A 796-nucleotide genomic window follows, 5' to 3' on the forward strand; every position below is an offset into this window, starting at 1 on the left:
AAAAAACCGAACGATGGTGAAATCTTATCATAAGAATTTCACCATCGTTCGGTTTTTTAGAATGGCTAACACACTTTTGTCCCAGCCCCTTCAAGCTACTCAGATGTTCGTAGCAATTTGTATGACCCCATTCCTTTTGCGATCATTTCTCCTCTATCATCATATAGTTCTCCTTCAGCGGTCACGATCTTATATCCTTGCTGTAGGATTCTGCCTTTTGCCATGACAGTCCCGTTGCTCAAAGAAGCAAGGTAATGTGTATTAAGGCTGATCGTTGTACATCTTGTTTTTGTCGTTGAGCGAATCGCCATGCCTAAAATAATATCTATCATTGAAGCGTGGACACCGCCGTGCAGCTTTCCATTCGCATTCAGCAGCTTGTCGTGAACAGTCAGTTTCAATATGACATCACCCGCTTCAAAACGATCGATTTCAAAACCGATATGTTCGAAGAATGGGCTCGTTTCAAAACTCTCCCTGACTTCTTCCAACGTTGTCGTCATTTAACGGCACCTCCTCATACTAACTCGAGCATCATTGCCATCCCTTGTCCGCCTCCAGCACATAAGGTCGCAACACCAAGTGGTTCCTCTCGTCTTTTCATTTCGTGGATCAAAGTCGTCATGATCCTGGCACCGCTTGCACCGACTGGGTGTCCAAGCGCGATTGCACCGCCGTTCACATTTACCCTGTCATGATCGAGCCCAAGTTCACGGATGACGGCCAGCGATTGTGAGGCGAACGCTTCATTCAATTCAACCAGTCCTATGTCTTCCACTGTTTTTTTAGTTTTTTG

1 protein-coding gene and 1 pseudogene are annotated in these 796 nt (G+C 45.5%); both read right to left on the bottom strand.

The annotated features are described in order from the left end of the window. Positions 1–95 precede the first annotated feature (95 nt). Positions 96–503: a PaaI family thioesterase gene (locus LD39_RS21560; protein ID WP_035554023.1), complete on the bottom strand. Its 408-nt coding sequence runs from the start codon at positions 501–503 to the stop codon at positions 96–98. A 14-nt stretch (positions 504–517) separates the two neighbouring features. Then, positions 518–796, bottom strand: a pseudogene (locus LD39_RS21565) (acetyl-CoA acetyltransferase); the annotation flags it as partial.

Origin of the sequence: Halobacillus sp. BBL2006 (assembly GCF_000786645.1) — a bacterium.
Taxonomy (GTDB): Bacteria; Bacillota; Bacilli; order Bacillales; family Halobacillaceae; genus Halobacillus.

Coding starts and splice junctions, on each gene's coding strand:
- LD39_RS21560 (WP_035554023.1), bottom strand. CDS start 503: ATGACGACAACGTTGGAAGAAGTCAGGGAGAGTTTTGAAACGAGCCCA.